Origin of the sequence: Corynebacterium sp. (assembly GCF_030538285.1) — a bacterium.
Lineage (GTDB): Bacteria > Actinomycetota > Actinomycetes > Mycobacteriales > Mycobacteriaceae > Corynebacterium.
On sequence record NZ_JAUNUG010000034.1, the window covers coordinates 1 to 21462 of the forward strand.

Annotated in this window: 12 protein-coding genes and 2 tRNA genes; 8 read left to right on the forward strand and 6 right to left on the reverse strand. The window is 63.8% G+C overall.

Annotation, left to right across the window (positions count from 1 at the left end):
• Window positions 1–112: 112 nt before the first annotated feature.
• Complete coding sequence (gene mfd, locus Q4G50_RS10830; RefSeq protein ID WP_303377701.1) at window positions 113–3697, reverse strand: transcription-repair coupling factor; 3585 nt, start codon at window positions 3695–3697, stop codon at window positions 113–115.
• Between the two features lie 5 nt (window positions 3698–3702).
• Window positions 3703–4326, reverse strand: coding sequence for a TetR/AcrR family transcriptional regulator (locus Q4G50_RS10835; RefSeq protein WP_303377679.1), 624 nt, complete (start codon window positions 4324–4326; stop codon window positions 3703–3705).
• A gap of 67 nt (window positions 4327–4393) precedes the next feature.
• On the opposite strand from Q4G50_RS10835, the gene Q4G50_RS10840 reads away from it, so the two are divergent.
• The 6 genes from Q4G50_RS10840 to Q4G50_RS10865 all read left to right on the forward strand — a co-directional run bounded on the left by Q4G50_RS10840 (window position 4394) and on the right by Q4G50_RS10865 (window position 7118).
• A tRNA-Gln gene (locus Q4G50_RS10840) sits at window positions 4394–4465 on the forward strand.
• 338 nt (window positions 4466–4803) lie between these two features.
• On the forward strand, window positions 4804–5469 hold the full coding sequence (locus Q4G50_RS10845) for an EndoU domain-containing protein (protein WP_303377680.1): 666 nt from the start codon (window positions 4804–4806) through the stop codon (window positions 5467–5469).
• The gene (locus Q4G50_RS10850; RefSeq protein ID WP_303377681.1) at window positions 5470–5772 is read left to right on the forward strand and encodes a hypothetical protein; all 303 of its coding nucleotides are present in this window, start codon (window positions 5470–5472) and stop codon (window positions 5770–5772) included.
• A 64-nt stretch (window positions 5773–5836) separates the two neighbouring features.
• A tRNA-Ser gene (locus Q4G50_RS10855) sits at window positions 5837–5919 on the forward strand.
• 179 nt (window positions 5920–6098) lie between these two features.
• Window positions 6099–6518 carry a hypothetical protein gene (locus tag Q4G50_RS10860; protein ID WP_303377682.1) on the forward strand — a complete coding sequence of 140 codons (420 nt, stop codon included), beginning with the start codon at window positions 6099–6101 and terminating at the stop codon, window positions 6516–6518.
• Between the two features lie 48 nt (window positions 6519–6566).
• Window positions 6567–7118, forward strand: coding sequence for a phage major capsid protein (locus Q4G50_RS10865; RefSeq protein WP_303377683.1), 552 nt, complete (start codon window positions 6567–6569; stop codon window positions 7116–7118).
• Between the two features lie 54 nt (window positions 7119–7172).
• On the opposite strand, the gene Q4G50_RS10870 is transcribed toward Q4G50_RS10865, so the two are convergent.
• From Q4G50_RS10870 to Q4G50_RS10880, 3 genes are read right to left on the reverse strand one after another with little or no spacing between them, the layout of a single operon-like run.
• On the reverse strand, window positions 7173–8723 hold the full coding sequence (locus Q4G50_RS10870) for a tripartite tricarboxylate transporter permease (RefSeq protein WP_303377684.1): 1551 nt from the start codon (window positions 8721–8723) through the stop codon (window positions 7173–7175).
• Window positions 8723–9379, reverse strand: a complete 657-nt coding sequence (locus Q4G50_RS10875) for a tripartite tricarboxylate transporter TctB family protein (RefSeq protein WP_303377685.1) — start codon at window positions 9377–9379, stop codon at window positions 8723–8725. The genes Q4G50_RS10870 and Q4G50_RS10875 overlap by 1 nt, the downstream gene beginning before the upstream one ends.
• Complete coding sequence (locus tag Q4G50_RS10880; protein WP_303377686.1) at window positions 9376–10356, reverse strand: tripartite tricarboxylate transporter substrate binding protein; 981 nt, start codon at window positions 10354–10356, stop codon at window positions 9376–9378. The genes Q4G50_RS10875 and Q4G50_RS10880 overlap by 4 nt, the downstream gene beginning before the upstream one ends.
• A gap of 239 nt (window positions 10357–10595) precedes the next feature.
• On the opposite strand from Q4G50_RS10880, the gene tcuA reads away from it, so the two are divergent.
• Entirely contained in the window at window positions 10596–12080 is a 1485-nt protein-coding gene (gene tcuA, locus Q4G50_RS10885; protein WP_303377687.1) for an FAD-dependent tricarballylate dehydrogenase TcuA, read from the forward strand.
• 64 nt (window positions 12081–12144) lie between these two features.
• Entirely contained in the window at window positions 12145–12810 is a 666-nt protein-coding gene (locus Q4G50_RS10890; protein WP_303377688.1) for a GntR family transcriptional regulator, read from the forward strand.
• A gap of 68 nt (window positions 12811–12878) precedes the next feature.
• Here Q4G50_RS10890 and Q4G50_RS10895 read toward each other — a convergent pair whose 3' ends face one another.
• The gene (locus Q4G50_RS10895) at window positions 12879–21323 is read right to left on the reverse strand and encodes an SdrD B-like domain-containing protein (protein ID WP_303377689.1); all 8445 of its coding nucleotides are present in this window, start codon (window positions 21321–21323) and stop codon (window positions 12879–12881) included.
• Between the last annotated feature and the right edge of the window lie 139 nt (window positions 21324–21462).

Genomic DNA, 21462 nt, shown 5'->3' on the forward strand with positions numbered 1-21462 from the left:
GTTCATGCCCCGGACGATAACCGCCGACCACGCGGGCGTCGATAAGCAAACAACCCGGCCTGTGGATAACCCACAGTTATCCACAGAAAAACCGCCCCGGCGACACACCGCCCTACTCCGAGACGGAGAAGACGTTAGACTGTCGCGCCCCGCCGGAGACGTCCACCTCCTCCACATCGAACATTTTCGACAGGAAATCGGCGACCCACTGCAACAGCTCCAGGTCACGGAGGTTGGGCTGCCCGGCACCGCGCCCGGCCTTGGGGAAGGACACCTGGATGGCCTTCGCCGCGGCGCGGTAGTTCGAGCCGGGGTAAAGCCGCTTGAGGCGCACCTGCCGGGAGTCGGGCAGTTCCACGGAGCCGATCTTGATGCGGGTGCCCTGAACGATGATCTCGGAGATCCCGGCGCGCCGTGCCTGGTGGCGCAGGCGCGAGACGGCGAGCAGTCGGGAGACTTCTTCGGGGACGGGGCCGTAGCGGTCCTCCATCTCCTCGACCGCCAGCCGGAGATCCGTCTCGGACGTCGAGGCGGCGAGCTTGCGGTAGACCTCCAGGCGCAGGCGCTCGGAGTTGATGTAGGTCTCGGGGATGTGGGCGTCGACGGGCAGGTCGATGCGGATCTCCTTGGGCCCCTGGTCGGTGGCGTCTACCACTTTGCCGGAAGCCAGCGCCTTGTATGCCTCAACGGCCTCGCCGACCAGGCGCACGTAGAGGTCGAAGCCGACGCCGGCGATATGCCCGGACTGCTGGGCACCGAGGACGTTGCCAGCGCCGCGCATCTCGAGGTCCTTCATGGCCACAGCCATGCCGGCGCCGAGGTCGTTGTGCTGGGCGATGGTGGCTAGCCGGTCGTAGGAGGTTTCGGTCAGTGTCGCACCCTTGGGGTAGAGGAAGTAGGCGTAGCCGCGTTCGCGGGAGCGGCCGACGCGCCCGCGCAGCTGGTGGAGCTGGGACAGGCCCATGTGGTGGGCGTTTTCGACGATGAGGGTGTTGGCGTTGGCGATGTCGAGGCCGGTCTCGACGATGGTGGTACACACCAGGACGTCGTACTCGCGGTCCCAGAAACCCTGGACGGTGCGCTCAAGGATCTCCTCGGACATCTGGCCGTGGGCGACGACGATGCGGGCCTCGGGTACGAGGTCGCGCAGTTCGCGGGCCTTCTTCTCGATGTCGGCGACCTTGTTGTGGATGAAGAACACCTGGCCGTCGCGAAGAAGCTCACGACGGATGGCCGCGGCGATCTGCTTGTCCTCCTGCGCACCGACATAAGTGAGCACAGGATGGCGGTCTTCGGGCGGGGTGAGGATGGTGGTCATTTCCCGGATGCCGGCCATCGACATCTCCAGGGTGCGGGGGATGGGGGTGGCGGACATGGTGAGCACGTCGACATCCGCGCGCAGCGCCTTGATGTGCTCCTTGTGTTCGACGCCGAAGCGCTGCTCCTCATCCACGACGATGAGGCCGAGGTTCTTCCAGTGCACGCCGGTCTGCAGGAGGCGGTGGGTGCCGATGACAATGTCCACCGTCCCCTCAGCCAGCCCGGCGATGATCTCCTTCGACTCGGCCGTCGAGGTGAAACGCGACAGGCCGCGCACATTCACCGGGTACCCGGCCATGCGCTCAACGAAAGTGGACAGGTGCTGCTGGGCCAGCAGGGTGGTGGGCACGAGTACGGCGACCTGCTTGCCGTCCTGCACCGCCTTGAACGCGGCACGCACGGCGACCTCGGTCTTGCCGTAGCCGACATCACCGACGATGACGCGGTCCATCGGGGTGGTGGACTCCATGTCCTCTTTCACCGCGTCGATGGCGAGCATCTGGTCCTCGGTCTCGACGAAGGGGAAGTTGTCCTCCATCTCCTTCTGCCACGGCGAGTCGGGCGCGAAGGCATGGCCCGGCGCGGCCTGGCGCTTGGCGTAGAGCTCAACGAGTTCGCCGGCGATCTCGCGGACGGCGGCGCGCGCCTTCTTCTTGGTGTTCTTCCAGTCGGAGCCGCCCATCTTCGACAGGGTCGGCGATTCGCCGCCGGAGTATTTCGAGAGCAGGTCGAGCGAATCCATGGGGACCCACAGTTGGTCGGCCGGCTGGCCGCGCTTGGAGGCGGCGTATTCGAGGACGATGTACTCGCGTCTCGACGTCTCGTCCCCCGCGTTGATCGTCCGCTCCGCCATCTTGAGGAAACGCCCGATGCCGTGGGTTTCGTGGACGACGTAGTCGCCGGTTTTCAGTGCCAGGGGGTCGACGCGGTGGCGGCGGCGGGCAGGGCGTCGTTTAGCGCCGGCGATATCGCCCACACGGTTGCCGGTGAGGTCTGTCTCGGTGATGACGACGACATTCTTGAACACCAGCCCGGCGTGGCTGAGCGCCTGGTAGAGGGTCACTTCCCCGGGGGAGGGTTCCCACCCGGGTGTGGCCACGCGTGAGGGCACGCCCGCCTCGGCGAAACGCTCGGTCATGCGCTTGATCGCTCCCGGCGCGGGGGCGATGAAGGCGGCGCGGCCCCCGGAGGTGGTGTGGGCGCGCAGCAGGGCCATCATCTCGGCGATCTGCTTGATGTCGCCGCGGGGGGCGGGGGCGGCCTCGAAATCCAGGGGCAGGGTCTGCGCGTCGTCGCCGTGGAGCATGTCCATCGTCCACCACGGCAGGTTGGTGCTGGCTTCGAGCGCCTCGTAGGAACGGTAGGAGGAGGACTCCAGGTCGAGGCCTTCGACGGCGATCGGCCCGGACGCTCCCATCGCGGCGGCCTCCCAGCCGGCGGCGAGGAACTCCGCGTCCGTGGCCTCCAGGTCGGCGATACGGGTGCGGATCTTCTCCGGCCCGACCAGCACAATGTGGGTGCCTTGAGGCATGAGGTCCGGCAGTGTCACCAATTGCTTATCGACGAGCGCCGGTATCAGCGCCTCCATACCGTCCGCCGGGATCCGGTCGGCGATTTTACTGAGCAGTTCCACCAGGGTGGCATTGCCCGGGTAGCGGGTGGCCAGCTCGCGGGCGCGCGCGGCGATGGCCTCGGTGATGGGGAGCTCGCGGGCTGGGTAGATATCGAAGCCCGGCACCTCGACCTCGGGGATGGTGCGCTGGTCGGCGACGGAGAACTGGCGGATCTCAGTGATCTCATCGCCCCAGAACTCGACGCGGACGGGTTGCTCGGCGGTCGTCGGGAAGATATCGAGGATGCCGCCGCGGGTGGCGAACTCACCGCGACGCGCCACCATGTCCACATGGGAGTAGGCACGGAAGACGAGCTGCTCCACCAGGGTGGTGAAGTCATGCTCCTCCCCCACCTTCAGACGCACCGGGGCGCGCCCCTCCACCTCCGGCAGAAGCGGCTGGGAAAAACCGCGGGCGGCGGTGACGACGACCTGGACGCGGGCGTCGATAAGCATGTCCAGGACGCGGGCGCGCTGGCCGACCGTGTCCACACCGGGCGAGAGGCGCTCGTGCGGGAGTGTTTCCCAGGAGGGGAACCAGGCGACCTGGTCGCCGATCATGGCGCGCAGCTCGGCGGTGAGGTCCTCCGCCTCGCGGCCCGTGGCGGTGACCAACAACACCGGGGCGCGCTGCGCGAGAGTACCGATCGCCCACGGTCGGACCTGATCGGCGGCCTCCAGATGCAGGCGGGGCTCGCCGACATTCTTCAGCAGGCCCTTGAGTTTCGGATCCTGGGCGGCCGACTTCAACAGGCCGGCAAGCATCGGGGTCACTGCTTCTCCCCCAGCACCTCGGCCGACAGGCTCGGATGCGATTCCATCCTGGCCAGCCCGTTCCAGCACAGGTTGACGATGTGCGCCGCGACGACCTCCTTCGCCGGCTGGCGCTCATCCAGCCACCACTGCGCAGTCATGGACACCATGCCCACCAGCGCCTGGCCGTAGAGGATCGCCACCTCCGGATCCAGGCCCTGGTTCTCAAAGGAACGGCCCAGAATATGCGACACCTGCCCCACCGCGGTGTTGAGCAGTGTCGCATAGGACTGGTCCTGCCCCGGCACCAGATCCCGCACGAGGATGAGGAAACCATCGGTCTCCTCCTCCACATAGGTGAGCAGGGCGATGACAGCCTGCTCGATGCGTACCTTCGACCGGCCCTGCGACAGCGCCTGGGTGATGATCTGCTCCAGGCGGATCATCTCCCGGTCGACGACGACGGCGTACAGCCCTTCCTTACCCCCGAAGTGTTCGTAGACGACCGGCTTGGACACCGCGGCACGCGCCGCGATCTCCTCCACACTGGCACCCTCGAAACCCCGCTCAGCGAACACCTCACGGCCAATCGAAATGAGCTGTTCCCGACGTTCCTTGCCCGTCATGCGCTGTCGAACCATGCCCACCAGCCTATCCCGAGCCGGTGTTTAGTCCACAGCCGCGGGTCAGGTACGCTTATCTACGCCTTTCCCCGTGGTGTAATTGGCAACACTCTGGTTTTTGGTACCAGCTTTCCAGGTTCGAGTCCTGGCGGGGAAGCTTTCGTCACACCCCCTGTGACCTGCTGCGCGGCAGGTCACTGGGGTTTTTCCATGTTCTCCCCACCGTGACGGAAGTAGCGTAAAAGAGTGGGAAAGAGTCTCTAGTGTCGTGGAATTATCGGAGGTTTTCCGCCCCTGAAACGCGGGAAATCTTCCCATGCCGTAGTGCAGGTTCACAGCGCAAGCGGATATAAATCGCTCTCCACGTAGCGACCGCGGATCGTCGCCAGCACCAAACGATACTTGCGCTGGACGCGGTCCGCCTCCAACTGCATGGTGGCATCTCCAGGCTTATAGTCTCCATCCCCGGTTGCTCAAAAGCTCAACGAGATCTGGATGAACAACGTCGGCGTGACATTGCATCCCAGCTGGGGAGCGGCCCGCCAGCGAGCGGAATGGAGGAAACTGATCGTTCATCTTCGCCGTGAAAAGACGGGTAGCGACGATCCGGTGCGGTTCCCGCCGATCCCGGGCTTGGAGCTGCCGAAGTACTCCTACTTTGCCAATAGGAGCATCTTCGGCCAGGTCGAACCTCTGCCACCGTTGGACACCCGCGCGGCCGGCCACATCCTCTTCGGGTGGACCGACAGGAACCCGCTGCCTCCACTGGGCGACTCACCCGTCGATCACGGAAGGGAGGCGCACACCAGGTCGGACCGGAAGGGCCACCGCTGGGGATCCGAGAGATCAGGAGCGACGGTGTTCCCGGAGCATTGGAGTGATCAGAAGATCATGGACGCTGTCCGTGACACCATTGACGACCCGGATGAGTACCGGCCCGCGAAAGTGGGCCAGGCCAAGCGCGTCGTCAGGAAGGACGTTGATGGCGTCCTCATCCATGCGGAATGGGTCATCCTCCCTGGAAAAGCACCTCGCCTCATCACCGCCTATCCTCAGCGAGGCGAAGGCGTTATGGAAGTTGGACCCGATGGTAAACTTGGGCAGGTAAGCAGCCCACATCGTAACGATAAGAAGTTCGTTGACGTGTTCTACTCGAGATAGGTGGTGGCCAAATTGGGAGCGATCGAAGACGAGTATCAGTTTTTCGACGACTTCATCAACCAATACGGCACTGCCCTTCGGTCTGCCTCCGATGATTACAGCTTGCTGGTTGACGCCCCCGGAGCGCAGGGCGAATTCGAATCAGCCCTGTTCAGTGCAATCACGATAGCCGCGTCCGAAGATGTATTGATCGACAAGAGCACATTGGAGAGCGTCTTGAACTACCTCGGAGACGGCGACCTCGGACACTATGCACGACAGTGCGCCGAAACGATCCGAACTGGCAGCGTACCCACCGCCTAGTTCAGCACCCCTCGACTCTCTACAGCCCGGCCCCACCATCTGGTGGCGTGCCGGGCTTTTGCATGGAAGGCAAGGCCATGGTGGCCAGCTGGTCTCGAAAGCCGGCGACGCAGTGATCTACGTGGGGTTCGACTCCTCTGTCTTCCGCTGACCCCCGCATTCTCACCCAGGTGGTGGCGGGGTTGTGTCATAACCGCATGTGTTTCCAGGAGGAACAATGTCTGAACCCACCACAGAGCCCGCCACCACTACCCCCGCCAAAACCCCTGAAACCCCCCGAGGCCACAGCGGGTACCGGTGCCGGGGAGGCCGAGGGCAAGAAGGACGTGACGGTCGAGCAGCTCCAGGCTGAGCTGGACAAGACCCGTCGCGAGGCCGCCCGGTACCGCACCGAGCGCAACCAGTACAAGCCCCTGGCGCAGAAGTACCAGGAGGCGGAGGACGCGAACAAGACCGAAGCGCAGAAGGCCGCCGAACGGATCGCCGCCCTGGAGGCGGAGAACCAGCAGATGGCCCTTGCCTCGAAACGCGCTGAGCTCGTCGCCGACAGTGGTGTGCCCGTCGAACTGCTTCGCGGCAGCACCGTCGAGGAGCTCACCGAGCACGCCGCAGCACTCAAGGAAGCGTTCGCACAGGCCTCCACCAACAACACTCCTCCCGCAGATGTGGTCGTCGCCGGCGAGAACTCCGGTGGCGCCCCACTGCAGGAGGCTGATTGGCTGCGCAAGCAGCTTCTCGGCAAGTAACCCCGAACACCAACCTGACCCCTACTGGGTCGAGAAAGAAAGTCAACCATGGCTTTTGACAACATTGTCGGGCGCGCAGATCTCACTGACGCGATGCTGCCCGGCCAGGTCATCACCACCATCCTCAAGGAAGCCCCCTCGTCCTCGGTCATCCTGGAACGCGCTCGCCGCGTCCCGATGTCTTCAGCCAAGACCAAGCAGCCGGTCCTTGCGTCCCTGCCCGAGGCCTACTGGGTGGAAGGAGACACTGGTCTGAAGCAGACCACGGAATCCACGTGGGAGAACGTCACCATGACCGCCGAGGAGCTCGCCGTCATCGTCCCGATCCCCGACGCCCTGGTAGCGGACTCCGACGTCCCCCTGTGGGACGAGATCCGCCCGCTGCTTGTCGAAGCGATCGGCAAGAAGGTCGACCAGGCAGCCCTGTTCGGCGTCGACAAGCCCTCCTCCTGGCCGACCGCCGTCGTCCCCGCAGCGATCGCCGCGGAGAACGTCACCGCCCGGGGCACTGCTGCGGCCGTAGTAGAAGGGGCGATAGTGCAGTCTCCGGGGAAGAGCACGTGGTGCGACGGGGCGGTGCTGCGATCTTGTCAGAATTAGTCTTCGATTCCGACTCAGAATCAGAGGTCTACTGGCCAGGTCCTGGCGGGGAAGCTACACATGGAGGGCGGTGTCGTCGACGGCGACATCGTCCTTCTTCCGTGAGTTGGCCATGATGTGGCGGACATGCTGGACGGCACTGACCGCCAGGGCGATGGCCAGCACACCGTAGATGACCATGGTGAACGGGCTGGACACGAGGATGGACGGATCCCCTTCGGACACCGCGAGCGCGCGGCGCAGTTCGGTCTCCGCCAGAGGGCCGAGGACCACGGCGATGAGAACCGGGGCGACGGGGATGTTGTAGCGACGCATCATGAAGCCGAGCAGTCCCAGTCCCAACACCAGCCACAGGTCGAACGTGGAGGAGCTGATGGCGTACACGCCGAGCATCGACAGGATGGTGATGCCGGCGTAGAGGTAGTGGCGCGGGATGTTGAGCAGCTTGGCCCACATCGGTGCAAAGGACCAGTTGAGGATGAGCAGCACCACCAGGCCGATGAACAGTGACGCCAACAGTGCCCAGACCATGTCTCCGCTGCGCTCGAAGAGGAGCGGGCCGGGCTGCATACCGTACTGCTGGAAGGCGGCGAGCATGATGGCCGCGGTGGCGGAGGTCGGCAGTCCGAGAGCCAGCAGCGCACCCATGGCGGTACCGGCCGTGGCGTTGCCTGCCGCCTCCGGGGCGGCCAGTCCCTTGATGGATCCGGTGGTACCGAATTCGGTGTCGCCGGCCCGCTTGGCCAGTCGCTTCTCTGTGCCGTAGGCCAGGAAGGTCGGCACCTCGGAGCCGCCGGCCGGGATCAGGCCGAAAGGCGCACCGAAGGCTGTGCCGCGCAGCCAGGCCGGGGCGGCCGCCCGGAAGTCCTTGACGCTGAGTCGAGCAAAGCCCTTGGGCTGGATCTGGATGGGGCTCTCCTCCCGGTGGATGCGGGAGGACACGCGCAGCACTTCGCCGAGGGCCAGCAGTCCGACGGTGATGACGATGATGGAGATACCGTCGAAAAGCTCAGGCGAACCGAACGTGAAGCGGGAGGTGCCACTGGGTCCGTCGATGCCGACCAGGACCAGTGCCAGGCCGATCGCCAGGGCCGCGAGCCCGCGGAACACCGATTCGGCGACGACCGCTGAGATCGCCAAGAACGCGCCGACGGCAAGTGCGAAGTATTCGGCGGGGCCGAAAAGGGTGGCCAGGCGGACCAGGGTCGGGGCGAAGAACACCACCAGGGAGGTGGCGATCAGGCCACCGGTGAAGGCACCCAGAGCTGCGGTGGCCAGAGCTTTCGCCGCCTGGCCGTTCTTCGCCATTCTGTGCCCCTCAAAAGTGGAGGCGATAGCTGAGGAGTTTCCGGGGGTGTTGAGCAGGATGCCGGCGGTTGAGTCACCGAACAGTCCACCGAAGTAGACACCGGCGAACATGATGAAGGCGCCGGTGGCGTCGAGAGAAAACGTGATGGGCAAAAGTAGGGCAACAGCCATGGCGGATCCGAGTCCAGGGAGGACACCGACCGCCGTTCCAAGCAGTGCCCCGAGGAACACCCACAACAGGTTCGCGGGGGTGATGGCATTGGCGAAGCCATCGAATAACAATGAGAGCTGGTCCATCAGAGCAGTCCTTCCAGGAAGCCGGCCGGGAGGGGCAGACCGAGCCCGGCGTTGAATGCGAGTTGAATGACGGAGGCGAAGAGCAGAGCTACGCCGATGTCGAGGAGGGGGCGACGGGAACCGAGCGCCCAGGCGACGATCCAGAACAACAGTGTCGCGCTGATGATCCAGCCGACCGGATGGAGAAGCAGGATGAACAGGACCACGCCGCCCACAACCTTGCCGACGGTCGCCCAGTCCGAGTAGGTCGCATAGTCGTCGGTGTACTTGCTGTAGCGGCGCCGCGTGCGCTCCCCGTCCACGTCGGAGATGTCCATGAGCAACTCAGGCGAGAAGTTACCGCGGCCCGGGTGGGGTTCACCGTCCGGCAGGGTCGGCCGGGTGACCACGGAGATCGTGATGGCGATTGCAGCGACGTAGAGGATGCCTGCGACCACCAGCGGGAAGAACTGAGGGCCCGGCCGCGACTGCCCGAGCACCTCCATGGAAAAGGAGCCGAAAAGCAGCCACGTCGCGACAATGACGATGAGGAGCACGAAACCGAGTTCACTGCGGCCGGAGAGCCAGCCCCACCGGTGCGCGCGGCCCAGCTCGGGGTGCTCCTCGGCCGGATCGGTGCCGGCGGTCGGGCGGGGGTCAATGTCGTGGTGTGTCACAGTCCAAGCTCCTTCACTACCTGTTGTGCTGTCTCTACTTCTTCGGCGAGGAACGTCGTGAAGTCCTCGCCGGTCTGATACGTGTCGATCCAGCTGTTGCGTTCGACGGCGGCCTGCCAGTCGTCGCTGTTGCGCAGCTCATCGACGATGGCCAGGAGTTCTGCCTCCGCCTCCGGGGAGATGCCCGGGGGCGCGACGAACCCACGCCAGTTAGACATCGAGACATCAACCCCCTGCTCGATGAAGGTGGGGACATCGGATCCGGCGAGACGCTCTTCTGAGGAAATGGCCAGCGCTCGGAGGTTCCCGGCTTCGATCTGATCCCTGACCTCGTTGTAGCCCGAGATTCCGGCGGCTGTGGTGTTCGAGAGCAAGGAGTTGAGGGCTTCACCGCCACCGGAGTAGGCGACGTAGTTGACGCTCTTGGGGTCCATACCCAGTTCCAGTGCCAGCAGGCCGCCCAGGAGATGGTCGATGGAGCCGAGGGAGCCGCCACCGATGGAATTGCCACCGGGGTTGACCGTCCACGCCGCGAGGAAATCGTCCAAGGTCTTAAACGGCGAGCTGTCCGGCACCACGAGGACCGAGTAGTCGTCGGCCATGCGGGCCAACGGCGTGACGTCGTCGAATCCGGTGGTGCTGTTGGACAGTTCGATGGCTCCCACCATGACACCGCCGGTGACCATGATGAGATCTTCGCGTCCCACCTCCTGGACGAACTGACTCAACCCGATAGTGCCGCCGGCTCCGGGGATGTTGACCACCTGCGGGTTGTTAACGATGCCGTCCGCGCGCATCACATGCTGTGCTTCACGGCCGAACCCGTCCCAACCTCCGCCGGGGGCGGCGGGGGCAATCAGGGTGAGTTTGCTTCTGGCGGTGCTGATGCCGCCGCTGGACGCCGCATTCGCGAACGCCAGGGCCGCGACGATCACCACCACCACGGCGAACAAGCCCAGCTTCACCTGCTTTGCCATGTTGAACCTCCTGGCTCTTTTAGTCCGGAGAGACACGTTGCCTCCCGCGTTGTATACAGTCGTACACTATGATTCACGTCATAGCAATAGGGAAATATGACCCAGAACAACCCTGATGACCTCCACCCTTCATTCCCGCGCCACGCCACAAGAAGAAATCAGGAAACAGTAGACAAGTCTTTGTATACAGCTGTACACTTCTGGATACCGTCAACCGGACCCTCACGAAGGAGAACCACATGTCCACTGATCACACCCGCTCCAACGATGCGGACGTCATCGTCGTCGGTGGCGGCAACGCGGGATTCAGCGCCGTCCACGCCGCCGCCACCCGAGGCCGCCGGGTCATCCTCCTCGAGCGCGGCACCGAGAACATGGCCGGCGGCAACAGCTTCTACACCGCCGGCGCCACCCGCATCGTCCACGACGGACTGGAGGACCTGAAGTCCCTCGTCGAGGAGGACCCACGCCACGCTGACACCGTCGTTCCCCCGTACTCCGCCGAGGAGTATCGCGCTGATCTAGAGAAGGTCACTGAAGGTCGCAACGATCCGGTTCTCACCGACGTCCTCATCGAGGAAATCACCCCGACCCTGCTGTGGCTGAAGTCCCTCGGCCTGAAGTACCGCCTCATGTACGAGCGCCAGGCGTACGAGCGCCCGGACGGCAGCTACCTGTTCTGGGGTGGCCTGCATGTGGGCAATGTCGGCGGTGGAGAAGGCATGATCGAGGACCACACCCGCGTGGCGCTCGAGCACGGCGTCGATATCCGTTACGGCCATCGCGCCCGTTCCCTCATCACCGACGACTCCGGAAAGGTGATCGGGGTCCGCGCCGATACCGAGGACGGCGAGGTTGAGCTCTACGCCGAGTCTGTGGTCATGGCAGCCGGCGGATTCGAGTCCAACCCCGAGTGGCGCCGTGAACACCTCGGCGAGGGCTGGGAGAACGCCAAGGTCCGTGGCACGCCGTACAACCAGGGTGACATGATCGCGGCCGCCCAGGACATCGGAGCAGCCGAGGGCGGCGACTTCCACACCTGCCACAGCGTGCAGTGGGACGCCCTGTGCGCGGACAACGAGTCGAATCGGGAACTGACCAACCGGCTGACGCGCCAGAGCTACTTTCTGGGTCTGCTCATCAATCGTGATGGCGAGCGCTTCCTCGACGAGGGTGCGGACTTCCGCAACTACACCTACGCGAAGTACGGCAAGGAAATCCTGCAGCAGCCGGGGTCGCTGGCCTACCAGGTGTATGACTCCACCATCCGCCCGATGCTGCGTACCGAGGAGTACGACATGCCGGGTATCTCCGTCCAGCAGGCCGACACCATCGAGGAGTTGGCGGAGAAGCTCGACGTCGACAAGCAGGCTTTTGTCCGCACCATCGAGGAGTACAACGCCGCGGTCAACCGCGATGTTGACTTCGATCCGACGGTCAAGGACGGCAAGAACGCGGACGTGACTCCCCCGAAGAGCAACTGGGCGGTCCCCCTGGAAAGCGGGCCCTTCTACGCCTACCCCGTGACCTGCGGCATTACCTTCACCTTCGGCGGCGTGAAAACTGATGCCCACGGCCGGGTGCTTAACGATAAAGGCGAGTGGATCGAGGGACTCTACGCGGCCGGCGAGATGCTGGGCGGACTGTTCAGCACCAACTACCCGGGCGGTACCGGGCTCGCCGCGGGCTGTGTCTTCGGCCGCAGGGCCGGCTCGCTGGCCTGACAGGTAGAATGCGGTGTTCCAGGCCTTTCCGGTACCGGTCACCGGCATGAAAGAGAGTAAGACAATGAGCGCACCTCGCGGGCGGAAGATCGACTCCGACCAAATCTTCACGGTGCTGCGCGATGAGATTCTCACAGGCCAGCATCCCGCGGGGACCCCCTTCAAGGAGATCCCGCTGGCCGAGCGTTTCGGGGTGTCCCGCACCCCGATCCGCTCCGCCCTCACGCGACTCCAGCAAGAACAGCTGCTGGTGCGACGGGACCGCGGGCTGGAGATTCCCCGCACGGACCCGGAGCGTGTCATTCAGGTCTATGACCTGCGTGTGAAGCTCGAGGCCACTGCCGCCGCGGAGGCCGCCCGCTCCCACCAGCTCACTGAGCTGCTGCGCCTGGAGGGGCTGCTTGCCCGCGACCGGGCTCTGGAGGATCCCACAGATCAGCAGATGCTCAGCACCAACCTGGAATTCCATGAGGCGATCTGGGCGGCGACGCACAACCCCGTCCTCATCGATCTGCTCGAACGTTTAGAAAGCCACCTCATCCACTCCCCTCGCCCCACCCTGGCAGTGGACAACCGCTGGGAGAGCTCACTGGACGAACATGCTGAACTGCTGGCTGCCATCGAGTCCCGGGACGCCGATCGCGCGCAAGAACTCGCACGCGATCACATGGAAACCGCCAAGCGCATTCGGCTGCAACTACTCAAGGAGTCGGCGATCCATTCCATCTAGGAAACCGGCCCATACCACCGACCAAGGCCCCCTGCTCCAAGAGCAGGGGGCCTTCAGTCTGTCAGTGGCTATTTCCTCCGGCGCACCACCAACAGCGCTCCCAGCCCGGCCAGGACCAGGGCCACAATCACCAAGCCGATGACACTCGCACCAGTGTTAGCCAGCGGGCTGGACTTGACCGGCTTGCCCGGCTGGGCGGGTGCCTGCTTGCCCGGCTCGCCCTTCTCCGGGACCAGCTTCGTATCGGGCACGTCCTTGGTGTCCGGGACGTCCGGGGTGTCCTGCGCGGGGATCTCCACCTCGGGAGCCGGAACCGGGGTAACCGGGGTCGGCACCGAGGAACCATCAGACACCGAGGATCCGGCGATGGAGGATCCGATCAGACCGCCGATAATCAGCGGGATGAGGATCGACCCATCCGAGGATCCCGGGGTGACCGGCGGCGGGGTGGCCGGGTTGTGGAACCCGAAGTCCAAGCCGTGACGCTCGCCTCCCTCGGCGAGGAGGAAGTCGTAGGCCAGGGCACCGGTGGCCGGGCCGTCCGGGTCGGCGGTCTGCTGCCACCCGGCGGACGGGCTCACCTGGACGGTGTAGGTCCCGCCTTCCAGGACGGTGAACTCATAGTTACCGCCGAGATCGGTCGTGGTGGTGTCCACGATCGCACCGGTCTCATCGATGAGGTCCACCACCCAGCGGTGCAGCCCCGGCTCACCGGAGTCGAGGAGCCCGTTGTTGTTCTGGTCATCCCACAGGGTGCCGGAGACGTTGCCGTTCGGGGTGAACTTGCGGAAACCGAAGTCCTGATCGGTGACCTCCTTACCGGCCACGACGGTGACGTTAGAGGTGAGTAGCAGTCCGTCCGGGCCAGAGGACTGGACGTAGCCGGCCGGGTGGACGATCTCGATGGTGTAGTCACCGACGGGAACGTTGGTGAAGGAGAAGCTGCCGTCATCACCGGTGAGTACGGTCGCGATGACCGCACCGGTGGCGTCTGTGAGCTCAACCGCCACACCCGGGATACCCAGTCCGGTGCCCTCATCGAAGACGGAGCCGCTGACGGCGCCGACCTCGGTATCGAATCCGAAGTTCTGGTTCTCCACGGTCTCCCCCTCCTCGACCTGGATGGTCGATTCGAGGGTCGGGGTGTCGATTCCCTCGGGATCAGCGACGAGTTCCCAGTTCTCCGGGGTCTCCGCCACGCGGACGGTGTACTCACCGGCGGGCAGGTCGGTGAAGGAGTAGGAACCGTCCTCTCCCGTGGTGACGGTGGCGACCTGGGCGCCGGTGGCGTCGATAAGCTCGACCTCCACGCCCGGGATGCCGTTCTCATCGCCGTCGACGACGCCGTCACGGTTGGCGTCATGCCAGATGACGCCGGTGACGTTGCCGAGGGTGGTGGCGAAACCGAAGTTCTGCGCATCCGTCGTCTCACCCGCGGTGACACTCACCGCGGAGATGAGCTCCGGGTCCTCGATACCGGAAGGATCAGCGACGAGCTTCATATTCTCCGGCACCGTGAGCACGCGGACGAAGTAGTCGCCGGCGGGCACGTCGTCGAAGGTGTAGTTGCCGTCGGCATCGGTGGTGGCGATATTGCCGATGCGGTTGCCCGCGGCGTCGATAAGCTCCAGCTCGAGGCCCTCGAGGCGCTGCTCGCCCTCGTCGATGGCGCCATCCCTATTGACGTCGTTCCACAAGGTGCCGGTCACCGCACCCGCGGCCTCTCGGGTGAGGGTGACGGTGGAGGTGGCGCTGACCTCGCCGACCGTGGCCTCGTTGGTCCAGACCTCGGTCTCCTGCTCATCCTTGGTGAGGGTGACGGTGTAGTCGATGGTCCGCGGCAGGTCGGCGACGCTCAGCTCGACCTCATCGCGGACGATGTCCTCCTTGCCTTCGCTGCGCAGCACATCTTCCAGGGTCCCCTCGGTGCCGCTGTCGGCGGCCTCATCGTGGGTGACTTCAACGTCGTCATCGCTGCCGGTGGCGGTGGTGGCGCCGACGGTGGCGGTGATTTCGATGGCCTCGAGGGCCTCCTTGATCTCGCTTTCCGACGCCCCGGTGATCTCCACCTCGCAGGTGAAGCCGACGGTGATTTCCTCGCCGGCACCGAGCTTCTCGACGGGGTCGCCATCGATCACACACGTTTCCGGTTCGAAGGTGATCTCGCCGAGGGTGACTTCACGCTGCTCGGGGTTGGTGAGCGTGAGCGTACCGGTGATCTTGGTGGCCAGCGGGCGGATGGTCTCCTCAGCGTCGACGGTCACCTGGTAGGTGATCTCCTGCTCCGCTCCCGGGCGTAGGGTGGCGGCCGTCGGATCGGCGGTCTTGGTGATCTCCCACTCATACGCCTTGGCGTAGGTGGCGGCAGCCTCGACGTCAATGTCCAACTCAATGGGCTTGAGGGGGAACACTGCAGCGTCGATGTTGGCTGGCGTGTTGTCGTTGTCACCGCCGATGGTGAATGACGGGGTGCGGACGGTGGCGTCGGACCCGTCTGCGGAGCCGGCGTCGGTGACTCCCGGCTCGCCGATGCGGTTGCCGTCGGTGTTGACCTGCGGGGAGAAGCCGTGGCCCTCCGGGGCGTCGAACTCGACGTAGTAGGTGCCGGTATCGACGCCGCCGAAGTTGAACAGGCCGTTGGTGGTGGTCACGGAGGCGATCTCCTCACCGACGTCGTTCATGAGGCGGACGGTGACCTCACCGTTGAACATCGGCTTGCCACCCAGGTCGGTACCGGTGCGCTCCTCATCGAGGAAGATGTGCCCGGAGATACCGGCGTTGCAGAACTGATCCGAGGTGGTCACACCCGCCGGAAGTTGATCGACGTGGGCCTGGTCGCCGACAGCGGCCAGCTGAGCGGTGTTGAGCACGGAGACACAGCGGTTCGGCATAATGCGCACACCATCGCCGTCCCAGGTGAGATCCCAGGTGTAGGCCTGGGTTCCGTCCTGCCAGGTGTATTCCCGGGTCTCATCGGTGGCATTCGGGTCGGAGACCACAACAGCCTCATTGAAGGGAATTTCCGTACCGCTGACGTCCACCGTGCCGCTGATCGCCGGTTGGCCAGAGGCATCAACCCGGGTGACCTCCCAGGTGAGAGTGTCAGTGAGATCCTCGGTGTAGGTATCCGGAACGTCACAGGTGACCGCGAACTGGCTGCTGCCCTGCGGATCGATCTGCGCGTTCTCGCCACCAATGACGGTGCAGGCGCCGAAGGCAGCCGAGGTGGCGGTGACGTTGACCAGCATCGGGGAGATGCCGGCCGCATCCGGGTTATCCACCGTGATCACAGCGGTGTAGCTGTGGTTGGCCTGGGTGGCCGGGGTCTCGGTGGTGGTGATGCGGTAGTCGATGCTCACACCCCTATCGCTCGTGCCCTCCAGCGGCACCGTCTGCGCGGAGACGGTCTCCTTGGTGATGTCCCAGCCGTAGATGCGGTCGAAGGTGCCCTCGACTTCTGCCTCCGGGATTGCGGCACCGGAAGCACAGAGGGTGTGGGTGGCCTCATCGGTGGCAAGGACGTCATCACCCGAGGTCAGCTCGACCCGGTTCTTGTACGGGTCGCACTGACCTGCAGTCGGGGTGAGAGCATCCGAGGTGTAGGTGAACTCCTGGACACCCTCAGCTGCCGTAGCCGTCCCGATGGTCTCCGGCTCACCGTCGTTGAAGATGTCTACAACATCGACGCTGGCGTTGGTGTCGCCTGTCGGATCGTGGCTGATCGTTGCCTCGGTGACGTTGCCGGTGGACTGGGCCACGGGGGTGCCCGTACCAGCCTGGATGGCGGTGGCCGTCAGGGTGATGTCCTTGAGCGCTGCCTCCATGTCGGCGACCGTGGTCTGGCCGTCAAGCACCGGACCGGTGCAGGTGACCTCCACGGTGGCGGTGCCGTTGGCGGGGACAGTGACATCCTCGCTGGTGGCCGGCTCACAGGTCAGGTCTGCGGCGTTAACCTGCAGGTTGGTGACCGTGGCGGCGGTGGCCTCGTTGTTGGTGAGCGTCACCGTCGCGGTGAACTTCGCCGACTCCGGCACCGGCGCCAAGGTCGGGCCCTGCGGGGTGGCGGTGATGGTGAACTCCGGGGCAGCAGTCTGGTCCGCCGGGATCTCGTCCCGCTCCTTTTCGGCGGTCTTGCTTACCTCCCAGGTGTATGCCTCTGTGTAGCTGGCTGTAGCCTTTGCCTCCACGCTGAGGGTCACCGGGTTGAGCGGGCGGAAACCGAAGTCCTGGTCCACATTGACCATGTTCTCCGGAGTCAGCGAAACCACCGGCAAGGTCATGTCATGCCCCACGGGAACATAGGTGATGTTGTCATTGGAAGGATCAGTGACACGGACCTGGTAGGCACCGGGCAGCAGGTTGCTGAACAGGTACTTGCCGTCATCGTCGGTGGTGGTGGTGGAGATCAGCTCGCCATCGGCGTCGAGAAGCTCAACCGTGATGTTCGGGATCCCGGCTTTGGTCTCGTCGTCGATGAACACGGTGTCGCCGATCTCACCGATGCCGCGCAAGCCGAGGTCCTGGTCCAGTTGGGAGGAACGACCCTGGATGGTGATGGGCGCGGGAGTCGCCCCGACCGAATCATCACCCTCTGTCGGCGCATAGCCGGCGGGCACATCGAAGCGCACCTGGTAGGTACCCGGCAGAAGACCGGTGAAGGAGTACCTGCCATCCTCGTCGGTCGTGGTCGTGGAGATCTCCTCGCCGGTGGCGTCGAGAAGCCTCACGGTGATGCCTTCCATCGGCTCTTCGTCTTCATCGATGACACCATTGCCGTTGGTGTCCACCCACACGAAATCACCGATGGTGGACGGCCCTGTGACACCGAAATTGATCTCGGCGACGTTTTGATCCCCCACCGTGATGGCGGTGACATTCGGGGTGCCAGTCCCGTCAGGATCGAAGGTGTTGACCCATTCGCCTTCGGGCAGGGTGGCGGGGTCCAAGGAGACGGTGTAGTTGCCCTGCGCAACACCGCTTAAGACATAGTTACCCTCATCATCAGTGACGGCGGTAATCGGATCACCATAACGATCGAGGATGGGCTCGCCGGTCTTGGCGTCGAGAAGCGACACGGTGACTCCACGAAGGCGATCCTCCGAGTCGCCGATATTGCCCTCACCGGACACATCATCCCAAATGGTGCCCGTCACGTTAACGCCAACGGTGATGCACGCTTGCGCATCACTGTCACCGCGGTTGAGGTCCGCGGTTGTCAGGGTGACGTTGTTACAGATCGTCTGCCCCTCGGTGCCTTCCTTGATCTTGGTGACAATGTTGAGGCGGGCGGCCGTCGGTTCCGGCAGTTCACCTGGCGGTGTGGGCTCGGCCTCGACAGAATCGCCGGCCGTGGCCTCCACATCGACTGCCGTGGAACCGTCGGTGTACTGGTTATTGGCAGGGCGAAGCGGTTGGTCCAGGTTCCAACTGCCGGTGTTCTGATCAAACGTGCTGGTGCCCGTGCCGGTGCTCACCCATGTTTCGGCATCATCGTAATAGCCGTACTCCACGGTGGAACTGACGTACTCCACCCCGGCGGGCAGCTCATCAGCGATGAACACATCGGTGGCCCAACCAGGACCATGGTTCAGAGCCTCGATATTCCACGCGACTTCATCACCCGGACGGTACACGCCCTCAGAGTCAGTCACCTTCGACAAATCAACCTCAACCGGGACCGCCAGACCGACCTTCGCCGGCTCCACCGGGAGGAGGGGCACCTCATTCACGGCGTTCTTACCGGTTACTGCGAAGGAGTTCCAGGCGATACCTCCCCGGCCTTCCTCGGCTGTGATCTCCAGATTCGCGGACCAGGTGTCACCAGGCTGCAATTGCGCATCACCGAAGACAACCTTGACGGCCTTGACGTTGAGTCGACCTATCGCATTCAGGTTGGTATTCCAGTCATCGGCGCAACCGTCATTGTCCGGAAACACCTCTGGTCGACACGGATTAGATGACGCCGAGTAAGAAATCGTGGCACCTGGGATGGCCTGGACAGCCTTCGCCAAAGTGGACGACCATGCGGAACCGCGCTGCTGATCATTAACCAGTACGCCGGTGTCGCCGACATGCGGGAGAATGTCATAGAGGACGATGTCCTTGATAGCTACAGAACCTGAGTTGTAGAGGTCAAGGCGGTACTGGGCGTTCTCGCCGCCATCAACAACGCCAATTTCCGGGGCCGCATGGAAGCGATCATCCGGAGGGGAGCCCTTGACCCATTTCGTGCCGTCAATAGAGGCCTGTTCGACAACGGTGATCTTGTCCTGCTCACCACAGCCGAACATCTTGCCTTCACCGCCGTACACGGACCCATAGATGCCTGCCCGGTCATCATCAGCGTTGAACTCAGTGGTCTGCGCCGTTGTTGTGCAGTGAGTCTTGGCCGCAAAGGGATCGTTACGGTTGGGAATCAGCTTGTCGAAGGCATAAATGTCATTGGTGTAGCTGCCAGCCGGCAGACCCCGTTCGGCCTCGATATCGAAGGTGAGGGCCACGTTAAGTCTCGTGAGGCGGGGGAAGAAGTACTCATCAGGCCAGGAGACCCGGACCAGCTGGCGGCCAGTGTTATTGAAGTTGTCGATAACTTCCACGTCCGCTTCATCCTGCGGGACGTAGCGATTGTTCTGGAACGTAAACGTATCCGGAACATAGGTGAAACCTTCCGGAAGAAGCTCGGTAATGACTGGGCGGACATCCTTGGGAGAGGAAGCATGGACACTGAAGTCTCCCCGCAGGGTCGACTGTCCACCGGGGTTGATGAAGAGCTCATTCTTGGTGACGCTATATATTGGCGCATCGGGGTTCACACGGATGTAGCCACAACGCGAATTTGTCCCTGCATCAGCTCCGCCGGGACCTACGACACGCTCGTTGTCGTGGTACAGGCCGGAGTCTTCGCTCACGCAGTTCTCCAACCACATTCCCCGGGTGGCGTATTCGCGCAGGTTAGAGGGCTGATCGCCGTTGAGGATCGGGCTCTGGTACCTGAATCCCTCCGGCCTTTCGAGAGGGAACTCATCCACGACGGTGCCGTGCACGGTCAGGGAGTAAGTGGATCCTGCCGGGATGCTACCTGTGACGTAGAAGGAGGTGATCGTCTCGTCGGGCTCCAGCGAAGGGGTGAAAACCACGGAACGGGACCCGTTGAGGCTGAAGTCCTCGCTACCGTTGGAAACACCGGTGGTGGTCTCCCAGCGGAGGGTGTACTCGCCCCAGGAGAGCGCAGACCAGGTAAATTGATTGACCTTCATCGCGGGGGTGTCGCACCCCGGCCCCTCCGGAGAGGTGAGCATGCAGGGCAAGTGGTCGTTCAATCGGACGTCGAGAGGCACGGAAGAGGTATTCGAACCATTGAAACCGAAGTAGGCCCCGTTCACCGTGCCGCGGTTGGTGTTGCGGTTATGCGCGGAGCCGTATCCCTTGCTGAAGGAGCCGCCGTAAGCGCCTGAGTCACCCACCGGGGTAGCAACATCAGATTCAGAGGCCGTGACTTCCACATCCTCCGCGAACAACGGGTGCGCAGTGGCGTTGACGGTGTTCTCGATCGGTTCACCGGCGGGGAACTTATCGGCGGGGTAGCGGACAGTGAGGTAGTGGAAAGGCGGAACACCCGATGCGTTGTCTCCCTTGGCACCCCACGTCCCGTCGGCCCGCTGAATCGCGTAATCAAACGGCGGCCACGTCACAGTGTGTGTTTCGGAATCATATTCACCACCACCGGTCGCAGAAACGAATTCCGCGCCCTCGGGCAGGGTGTCGGTGAGCGTGACATTCATGAGGTTCCAGAGACCGTCACGCCTTTCCCCACTGAGGTTGTACGGGCCGAGCTGCCCGTTACCGCCGCGTCCGGTCGAAGGGGTGAAATGTCGCCTGTCGCCAGCCCACACGGAGTACGTCACCTCGGATCCGACCAACGGATCTGCCAACGCGTTGGCACGGCGCTTATCCGCAACCAGGTCATACTGGGAACGCACGATGACGGGATTAGCGGCGTTATCGGCCACCACGGTGTCGGAGTTGGTCGACTCAGCGGTCGCTGTGAGCACAAACTCAGACTCATTGGGAACCGTGCCCGCCGGGGTCTGGATACGGTAGAACAGCGAACCGGAGGAGCCCGCCGGCAGCGGGTTGTTCATCGTCCACGTCATAATGCGGGTCCGCGCGTTGAAGACCGGCTGCCCGGAGAACCCACCAGAAGAGGCCACACCCGTCGGGGTACCACCCACAAAGATGTCCGGGTAGTCGACGAATTCGGGGATCGGCGCGGTGATCACCACCCCATCGCAGTTGGTGTTCGGCGTAGAACACGCCCAGCGGATTTCAAACTGGGCGATCTCTGTCGCACTGATTGACGGGGTCGCTGGTTGCACGTCAAGGGTAATCTGCCCCTTGTCCTGTGCCTGAGCGGAGTCATTCGCCCAGACGAGACCGGAAAGTACCAGGATGACGACGGTGAGCAGCGAGATGATCCGGGCGGCTGTCGATTTCAGCAGCGGTGGAGCAGACATGGAAATTCCTTTTTGCCTGTGCTCGAACCCCATACCAGCCATCAATCCCTGTCAGAATGGCCGCTTTACACGACAGTGACGCCCTTCAGGGGACTGACACAGCAGATACAGGTAGTTAACGGACCAAATTTAACAGGCC

What these genes read in the sequence shown, in the direction of transcription:
- mfd (WP_303377701.1), bottom strand. Translation starts at nt 3,697, where the DNA reads ATGCTTGCCGGCCTGTTGAAGTCGGCCGCCCAGGATCCGAAACTCAAG.
- Q4G50_RS10835 (WP_303377679.1), bottom strand. Translation starts at nt 4,326, where the DNA reads ATGGTTCGACAGCGCATGACGGGCAAGGAACGTCGGGAACAGCTCATT.
- Q4G50_RS10845 (WP_303377680.1), top strand. Translation starts at nt 4,804, where the DNA reads ATGAACAACGTCGGCGTGACATTGCATCCCAGCTGGGGAGCGGCCCGC.
- Q4G50_RS10865 (WP_303377683.1), top strand. Translation starts at nt 6,567, where the DNA reads ATGGCTTTTGACAACATTGTCGGGCGCGCAGATCTCACTGACGCGATG.
- Q4G50_RS10870 (WP_303377684.1), bottom strand. Translation starts at nt 8,723, where the DNA reads ATGGACCAGCTCTCATTGTTATTCGATGGCTTCGCCAATGCCATCACC.
- Q4G50_RS10880 (WP_303377686.1), bottom strand. Translation starts at nt 10,356, where the DNA reads ATGGCAAAGCAGGTGAAGCTGGGCTTGTTCGCCGTGGTGGTGGTGATC.
- tcuA (WP_303377687.1), top strand. Translation starts at nt 10,596, where the DNA reads ATGTCCACTGATCACACCCGCTCCAACGATGCGGACGTCATCGTCGTC.
- Q4G50_RS10890 (WP_303377688.1), top strand. Translation starts at nt 12,145, where the DNA reads ATGAGCGCACCTCGCGGGCGGAAGATCGACTCCGACCAAATCTTCACG.
- Q4G50_RS10895 (WP_303377689.1), bottom strand. Translation starts at nt 21,323, where the DNA reads ATGTCTGCTCCACCGCTGCTGAAATCGACAGCCGCCCGGATCATCTCG.